At 60.6% G+C, this 7878-nt stretch carries 7 protein-coding genes; all 7 read left to right on the plus strand.

Features of this window, described 5'->3' with window-relative positions:
* Positions 1-291: 291 nt before the first annotated feature.
* Positions 292-1485: a GGDEF domain-containing protein gene (locus tag ACVOLL_RS20230; RefSeq protein WP_481514526.1), complete on the plus strand. Its 1194-nt coding sequence runs from the start codon at positions 292-294 to the stop codon at positions 1483-1485.
* A 255-nt stretch (positions 1486-1740) separates the two neighbouring features.
* Positions 1741-2514 carry a hypothetical protein gene (locus tag ACVOLL_RS20235; RefSeq protein WP_481514527.1) on the plus strand — a complete coding sequence of 258 codons (774 nt, stop codon included), beginning with the start codon at positions 1741-1743 and terminating at the stop codon, positions 2512-2514.
* 680 nt (positions 2515-3194) lie between these two features.
* Positions 3195-4139: a CPBP family intramembrane glutamic endopeptidase gene (locus ACVOLL_RS20240; protein WP_481514528.1), complete on the plus strand. Its 945-nt coding sequence runs from the start codon at positions 3195-3197 to the stop codon at positions 4137-4139.
* 254 nt (positions 4140-4393) lie between these two features.
* Positions 4394-4651, plus strand: a complete 258-nt coding sequence (locus ACVOLL_RS20245; RefSeq protein WP_481514529.1) for a hypothetical protein — start codon at positions 4394-4396, stop codon at positions 4649-4651.
* A 243-nt stretch (positions 4652-4894) separates the two neighbouring features.
* Complete coding sequence (locus tag ACVOLL_RS20250; protein WP_481514530.1) at positions 4895-5848, plus strand: hypothetical protein; 954 nt, start codon at positions 4895-4897, stop codon at positions 5846-5848.
* 89 nt (positions 5849-5937) lie between these two features.
* The gene (locus ACVOLL_RS20255) at positions 5938-7029 is read left to right on the plus strand and encodes a DNA glycosylase AlkZ-like family protein (protein WP_481514531.1); all 1092 of its coding nucleotides are present in this window, start codon (positions 5938-5940) and stop codon (positions 7027-7029) included.
* Between the two features lie 292 nt (positions 7030-7321).
* Positions 7322-7672: a hypothetical protein gene (locus tag ACVOLL_RS20260; protein WP_481514532.1), complete on the plus strand. Its 351-nt coding sequence runs from the start codon at positions 7322-7324 to the stop codon at positions 7670-7672.
* The last annotated feature ends 206 nt before the right edge of the window (positions 7673-7878 follow it).

Below are 7878 nucleotides of genomic sequence, written 5' to 3' on the forward strand. Positions count from 1 at the left end.
TGGTCGTAACCATTTGCATGCTCAAAACCGGGGGTCTGTGTGGGTTTGGTAACCAAAACGCAACTCTGACCCCGGTTTTGCCCCCGGCCCAACGTAAGAGCCACGTAATCGTTTACATACCCCTTCCAGCCCGCCGCAAACCCCGTAACCCCAACCGAATTCGGTACGATACGCGCGGGGACAACGCGGTGCCGGGGGATCAGCGGCAGCGTTGCGAGTTCTTGTTTGGCATCCGTCGTTCCACATGAGGTGGACCAGCGCGCCTTCGCCTGCCTTTTTGTCGAACACCCAATGATCGCCACCCTCCTAGTCGGCATGCTCTGCGTTTATCTGCTGAGCTTCACCGTGATGTTCCTGCTCATCAGTCGTCGCCTGCAGGACGAGAAGATGGGCATGGACGTGTTCGGCGTGGGCAACCTGTTGCTCGGTGGGGCCTATGTGCTGCAGCTGATGGAAGGTGCGCCGGGCTGGAGCTGGCTGAGCATGGTCAACCACACGCTCACGCTGTGCTCGCTGCTGGCGTATTGCGTGGGTGGGGCGCGGTTCTTTGGCCGCTCCACGCCACTGGCGGTGCCCTTGCTGTACCTGGCCGTGGGCTACAGCCTGCTGCAGATCCTGGTGGACTGGACGCTCGGTCCGGTGGCGCGTTATGTGCTGCTGGCCGGCACCTGTGCGGTGTCCTTCGTCGGCATGGTGGCGGTGCTGCTATACGGCGTGCGCAGCTTCGCCAGGGACCTGCGCGGTGAGGTGCTGTTGTTTGCCGGCTTGATCAGCGGTATCTGCGTGCTGAACATCATCAAGATCGTCAAGCTGCTGTCCGGCGGCTTCGAGGCGCTGAGCATGGACGACCAGTTCTCGATGATCTTCTATGTCTATATGTGCTCGTTGGCGACCATCCTGCCGCCATCGATCGTCTGGCTGGTGCTGCGTCGCCTGACCGACAGGTTGCGCGGCATTGCTGCCCACGATCCGCTTACTCAACTGCTCAACCGCCGTGGCCTGGGCACGGCGCTGGAGGCCAGTTTCCGGCGGCCGGGTACCACTGCGCGCTTGCTGCTGATCGACGTCGACCATTTTAAGCGCATCAACGACAACTACGGCCATCAGACCGGCGACGCGGTGCTCTGTGGCGTGGCCGAGGCCTTGCGCGCCTCGGTGCGCAAGGACGACCTGCTCTGCCGGTTGGGAGGCGAGGAGTTTGCCGCCATCTGCGTGGGCGCCAACGAAGCCTCGGCCCTGCGCGTGGCCGAGCGTGTACGCAGCAGCATCGAGCAGGCAGTGATGCTGCAGGGCCCGCGCTACGATGGCCTGCGCTGCACCGTCACCATCGGCGTCTCCGACAGCTTCACCAGCGAAGCCGGCCTGGCTCACGCCATGCAACAAGCCGACGCCGCCCTCTATCGCGGCAAACACACCGGCCGCAACCGCGTAGAGCAAAACCGGGGTCAGAGTCGGATTAACGCGGCGCTGGATACGGTGCACTAGTCGGCTGCGCCGGGGGCGGGCTGCTGGCACGCTTGGGCCATGCCGAATAACCGGCGCGGGCCAAACATCAAGGAACGTGGCATGCGGCTCTGGTTCGTACTTGCGTTGCACAGATCATGGTTTGCTCGGTGTGCTGACATTCGCGCCTTGTTCGCACGTCGTCGCATTCGCTCTCCGTATTCGCTTCTCAGCCGTACAGGCCCGGAGCACGCTGAAGCCTTGCGGCATCCGCGTCGCCACTGGATGGCCGGGACGGTGCTGCTTCTGCTGCTTGGCCTGATCCTGCCGACGACCGCCGCTGCGCAAGGGGAGGAGCTGCCCGTCCGCGTCCTGATCAGCTACCAGCACATGGGCTGGGACATGATCGAGGAGAGCTTCGTGCTCGAGCGGCTGGCCGGCAGGCAGGACTACACCTTGCAAGGCAGCTATGAGGACCGCAATGGCGGTCGCAAGCGCGTGCAGCGTGACGTCGATGCCGCTGCGATAACCGCCTTGGTTGAAGCGGTTTGGCAGCCTGCCTGGGATCGTGGGCGCGGCGTTCGCGGCGTGGCCGCGCGCTACCGTCGCGGCCAGCTGATCCCGAGCGGGGACTGGGAAACCTTTCCGCCGAATGGCTGCAGCAAGGCTGCGCAACGCCTGGTAGGCGCCCAATACGTCAAGAACATGGGCGTGCTGGCACTGGTGGACGACCTGTACGGCAACGGCATCAGCTGGATCGACGACTACTCATTCGCGGTCATCCAGTTGATCTGGGCCGACGGGCGCCGGCAGGTGTTGTACTCGGATTCGCAGAAGGCGCTGATGCTGCCTTGGCGCTTGGGCGAACCCGGCAATGAGCATGGTTCGGCAACGGAGACCTGGTCCATTCCGATCAGCGAGCATGTGCGAGCGCTGCTACCGGCCAATAGCTTTCTGCATGCGCGTCTTGATGGCGTGGAGGCGATGGCTCGGAAAATCGGCTATCGGGTGCAACATGCGGTTGAGATGCAGTGCAGCGCGGATCTCGAAAAACGCGAAGCCACGAAATAGGGTGTGGGCTCCGGGGCGGTGGAATCAATGTTGGATACTGACGCTGGGTTGGGCCGAGCCATTTTCAGGCTTGAGCGGGCATTACATATATTCAAGTCATCTCCCTGCGCGAATCGCTTTGGTTGAGAATGGACTGCGCATTGCGTGCAAGGGCGGGATTCCCGATCATTTGCACGGGGTTCTACTGCTGCACCACGTGAAGTGATTTCCTTTCTATTGCGCTCGTCCGATGAAGGCGAAGCATTGATCGTTCTGTCTTGCATGCGTGCCTCCTATGGGCACTGAAAGGATATATGCAGACTCAAGAGCAACTGTGTGCATCGCGCACGAGGGGAACCTCGATGCTTGCAGGAACGGATTGCCCCGGAAGTTCGTAGCCTCGCTATTGATTCAGTACTAGCGTAGTCGCCCGCCGTGCGGCGGTGCGACATAGGAAGTTATCAAGGAGAGAGCAGTGATTGCTCAAAGGAAGCTGCTTGCAATAGCTGTACTTGGAATCACGTGCGTTGGTCACGCCGCCGAGCGAGAAGTGATGGGCGTGGCGGCTACTACCCGATTGGCGCAAGTGACTACTGGTCAGTTTGGACCTATGACGACGACTGGTTCTGACGAACTGGGGAGTTTCGATCATCGAGCGCGGTTCGCGCGACCGCTTATGTGAATCAATAGGCCGATCAAACATGATATTGCGCTCATCACTTTTGCGTACAGGGAAGTATTGTTCGCGCGCGATCGCGTTCTTTTTGCGGGTATGGCTGGCGGCAGCCGCGGTTCTACTTGTTGCACTGGCAGTCACCTTGTCGTCTGCCGCAGCCGGCCCGTACTCCATGGATGTCACGTTTGACATCCTGCCGAAATCCTTGCAGTTCAATGAGGTCGATTGGAGCCAAACGGATGATGATCAGGGCATTCGTTGTACTGACGAAACGCAAGCATTCAATGACGGAGTCGGTTGGGTGCGATGTCGCTTTGTCGCCGACGAGATCAACGATGCGAAGCAGTATCTGCATCAGCAAGGCCTGCAGACCGGGGACGTGTATCGAAACATTCGCATAAAGCCAGTCAGTGGTGGCTATGGCTTCTACGTGGCATCTGTAGTTATCGCAGCTGTGTTGATCACTCTGCTGGTGCGGTTCTTCGGCTGGCGCCTATCGTCAGAGTTGAAGCTGATAAGTAACCTTGGCTGGCGTGCGCTTGCCGTGCTGGTCGCACCCACAGCGCTCTGTATGGTCTTGACGTGGCTGATGTTCTGGGTGATCGGGGTTGAGGCAAGTCATTCAGTTGTTCAATCCTTAAGTCCCTCCGATCGAGTCTCCTTGTTGGTGGCGGCGATCTTGATTGCGCCAGTCCTTGAGGAGCTTCTGTATAGGGGATTGGTCTTTGATCTTCTGCAACGAGCCAGCGGTGCGGTACCTGCGTGCATCGTAGGTACCGTCTTGTTTGTCATCTCGCATGGGGCAATGGAGCTATGGGATAGCGGGACTCCGCGGTTTGTGATGCTTGCTGTCGCTTCAGTCTGCCTGTACGCAATCAGAGTGCGGTTTGGGTCGCTCATCCTCTGCATCGGTGCACATGCCATCTTCAATGCGGTCGTGGTGCTCGCCTGGATGTCCGCTTCGGGCTGATCGGAATCGCAAAGGGAGGAGCCGGTGTAAGCGTTGGGTTTGCGCGGCTGGCAAGAGTTGGCTTCTTTAGCTCGGGAAAAAGTTGGCCTGGCAGAGTTCTCTGAGCAAAAAGTCTCACGTTTGCTGCTGTTGCTTGAGGGGCTGGGACGTCACGTGCGTGTGCACTTGATCTGAGTGCCTCCTCAGTCAGCGAACTTCGGAGTTGGGGGCGGCTTGCTTTTCTGGGAACTCCAACCTGACCTCGGTTTTCACCTGTGCGCCGCCTGCCACCGGGGCTGGGTAGCCAAGGAAGGCGACATACGGTTCTAGCTGGCGAACTGTATGCGCTGAATGTGGACGGCAAGTACAGCATGTTGCTGGCCAGGCATTACGGTGTGCGCACACAGCCCGGGCTTGTCACGGAAATGCGTAACACCTTCGAGAAGTCTGTCTACATGCTCGATCTGCTGGCAGGCGATCCACGCTTTGTGCTGTTGTTCGTACAACGTGCTCGGTCAATGGCGATTCGATGACGATGCGCACGCTGGCGGCTGCAGGCTGCAGGCTGCGCGGTGCTGCGGGTCAGTTGCCGTGCGGAAATGCTGGAACGGATCTACAGCCGCTTCCGCCAGTCCAGGAAATCTGACTCTGGTCCTGGATTTGCACGATAGAATCGCCCTCCCAGGAAAGTCCAGTTCACGCTATCCAGCTGAAGTGCGCGGGTGGCTGGGGTGCTTTTCCTTCCTCATATCCTTGTCGAAACGGAAGTCGAGTAAATGCAGATTCGTTTGTTGTTGCTGGCCCTGGCGGGTTTTACCTGCGCGGACGCCTACGCCGTAGAAGATGTTCCCGTGCAGCAGTCTGCTGCAACGGTTGATCGGCCCGCGCGTATCCGCCTGTTCGGGCAGAACGGCGTTGGCCTGACCATGTATACCAATGCACGTTGCAAGGACGAGTATGACGAAGAGGTCGAGGCCTCTGGTTCGCTGGGGCATAACTTCAGGGCGCTGGTCGGAAAGAAGAAGGAAAATGAGTCTCTCGGTATTCCGGAAACCGAGAGCACGCGCAATCTTGCGTCTCGCGACAAGCTGTGGGCCAGCCCGTATTACGCGGAGCATCCGTTGGTGCCTGGCCAGCCCGTGCTGTTGCAGGCGAACATCGCCAATGGCTCTGGGTGGAGTTGTAACCGTGGTCGCGGCATCAACACCACCTTCGTCCCGGAGCCGGGTGTGGATTACGAGGGAGACATGATCCGTGACTTTGCTGGAGGGCAGTGCGGTATCGCAATCCGGCGGGTAGCGCAGGACGGGAGCGTCACGAATGTCCAGGGTGGGACGATAGCTTCCAAGTGCGCGGTCGAGCCGGCGCATACGCCATCGTTGATGGTGATGTTGATGGATCCCGACAATCTGCAGTACCGGCTCTCCGAAGAGGACGCAGGCATCGATGAGTTGGATAACGATGAGGACAGCATAGAGGACTTGGAGGAGATGATCGCAGAAGCGCCTATCGCCCCGGGTATGCCTGTGTGCATCGTCGCCAGTGAAGAGACCAACACCAGTGAGTTCGGCAAGAAGCTTCCCGCGCTACTGGCCCGGCGCGGCGTCCAGGGGCAGGTGGTCCGGGTGGATGCCAAAGCGCTTGCGGCCGAGTGGAAGTTGACCGAGCAGCGACCTCTGAGCTTTGCATTGGCTGAGTACTATTGTCGCTCTGTTACTGGGCTGCGTTGACCGGCCGATCGGTGGACTGGTTGGGGCGAGCGCCTTGATGACTGCCCGGATCGACTTCCGGGCGGGTCGGTTACTGGCATCATGCACCCATGGCCGTCACCCTCGATCATCTCCGTCGCTACGCGGTTGCCCGCTCACTGTTCAAGCCAACAAGCTTGATGCGGGCGATCGACAAGCTGGGTTTCGTCCAGGCAGATCCAATCCGCGCACCTGCGCGGGCGCAGGATCTGACCTTGCGGCATCGTGTGGTCGGTTACCAGGCCGGTGAACTGGAACGGCGGTATCCACGCCTGCCGTTGGAAGAGGATTTCTTCGTCAACTATGGCTTTCTGCCGCGTGGGCACCATGCCTTGATGCACCCAAGGCAGGCGCGGATGGAATGGACGCCCGCACGTTGGAAGCAGGCGCAGGCGGTGCAGGCCTTCATAGCAGAGCGCGGTACAGTCCATCCGCGTGAGGTGGATGCGCATTTTGCGCATGGCAAGACCACCAATTGGTTTGGTGGCTCGTCCAATGCCAGTACCCAGCTGCTCGACGGCATGCACTATCGCGGACTGCTGCGGGTGGCGCGACGCGATGGCGGAACGCGCGTGTATGCAACGCGCGATGCCGCGCCACCGGTGCACAGGAGCGATATCGATGCGCGCATGGATGCGCTGATCGACCTGATTGTCGGCAAGTACGCGCCGTTGCCGGATGCCAGTCTCGGTCAGTTGGTGGCCTACCTTGGCAACGGCGTTCCGCAGTGGAGAGACGCGCGCAAGGGGGCGCTTGCGCGTGCCAGGCAACGTCTGCAGCGTGCGCGGGTGGATGGTGTGGATTGGGTTTGGCCAGCGGATGAGCGTGCGCAGAGCAGCCGCTGGAAGCCGGACGCGCAGGTTCGGCTGCTGACGCCGTTCGACCCGGTGGTATGGGATCGCCGCCGTTTCGAGTTGTTTTGGCGCTGGGCGTATCGCTTCGAGGCGTACACGCCGGCACCCAAGCGCAAGCTTGGCTACTACGCTTTGCCGCTGCTGTGGGGTGATCGGGTAATCGGATGGGGCAATCTTTCGGTTGCCGCGGGCGCGTTGAGTGCTCAGCTGCAGTACGTCGAAGGGCGAGCTCCGCGGGATGCTGCGTTTTTCCAGGAGTTGGACACGGAGTTGGCGCGCATGCGGGTGTTTCTTGGTCTGGAGCAGTGAGTTGAAGTTACTGGTGGCTACGTCGCTGCCCCTGCGCTTGCATATCGCATGGAGATTAAACGGTCTCATCTGCGCGATGTTCACAATCTGACTGTGGTTATTGGCTGCTGATCCGAGTGCCAGGCTGGCATTGTCAGTCTGTTCTTGTTGCTCCTCCAGCTTGGGCGGCATGGGTGAGTTGAATCATGGCTGCTGCATCCGTCATGCTGCAGCGTCGTTCTACTGCTCTGCCCATAGGATCACACGCGTGTCGCCAACTACTGCCGCAGCAGCTCGCAATAGTGTCTTGCACATGGCCGTGGCCTTTATTGCCATGGGCAGCTGGGCCACGTTCGCCAATCTGGCACATCCGATGCCGCGGCCGTTGATTGCGGGAGTGGTGCAGGGCACGTTGTCGGCGTTGATCACCTTGTTCCTGAAACGCATGATCGAGGCGCTGTCCGCCCGCTTGCCGGGGAGGTCCGGCTATTGGGTGCCGCCGCTGGTGGCTGTCCTCGCCTCATTGAGTCTGCTCGGCAGCATTCACTGGTTGGCTGGTACGCCGGAGATACTGCGTACGATCGTGGTGCCGTTGTCGGTCACGGCCATCTATGCGACCACCTACAACCTCGCGTTGCGGCGCGCGTCGGCGCCGAGAATGTAGGAGCGGCGTAAGCCGCGAAGCCATTGCTGTGTCAGCCAGCGAAGAGCCTACCCCTCCCCAACCCTCCCCTTCGCTGCGCGAAAGGGAGGGGGTGTAGTGGGGGGGGGGGCGCCGGCCGGGGGTGTGGGGGGTGGGCGCTTGGGCGGGGAGGGAGGGCCAGACGATGTAGTGGATGGTGGGGATAGGGAGGTCCGGGACCTTGTGCG

The organism is Stenotrophomonas sp. STEN035 (assembly GCF_056759935.1).

Bases quoted from the DNA above. Each gene is read 5' to 3' on its own strand.
- ACVOLL_RS20230 (WP_481514526.1), top strand. From the start codon at position 292: ATGATCGCCACCCTCCTAGTCGGCATGCTCTGCGTTTATCTGCTGAGC.
- ACVOLL_RS20260 (WP_481514532.1), top strand. From the start codon at position 7,322: ATGGCCGTGGCCTTTATTGCCATGGGCAGCTGGGCCACGTTCGCCAAT.
- ACVOLL_RS20255 (WP_481514531.1), top strand. From the start codon at position 5,938: ATGGCCGTCACCCTCGATCATCTCCGTCGCTACGCGGTTGCCCGCTCA.
- ACVOLL_RS20250 (WP_481514530.1), top strand. From the start codon at position 4,895: ATGCAGATTCGTTTGTTGTTGCTGGCCCTGGCGGGTTTTACCTGCGCG.
- ACVOLL_RS20240 (WP_481514528.1), top strand. From the start codon at position 3,195: ATGATATTGCGCTCATCACTTTTGCGTACAGGGAAGTATTGTTCGCGC.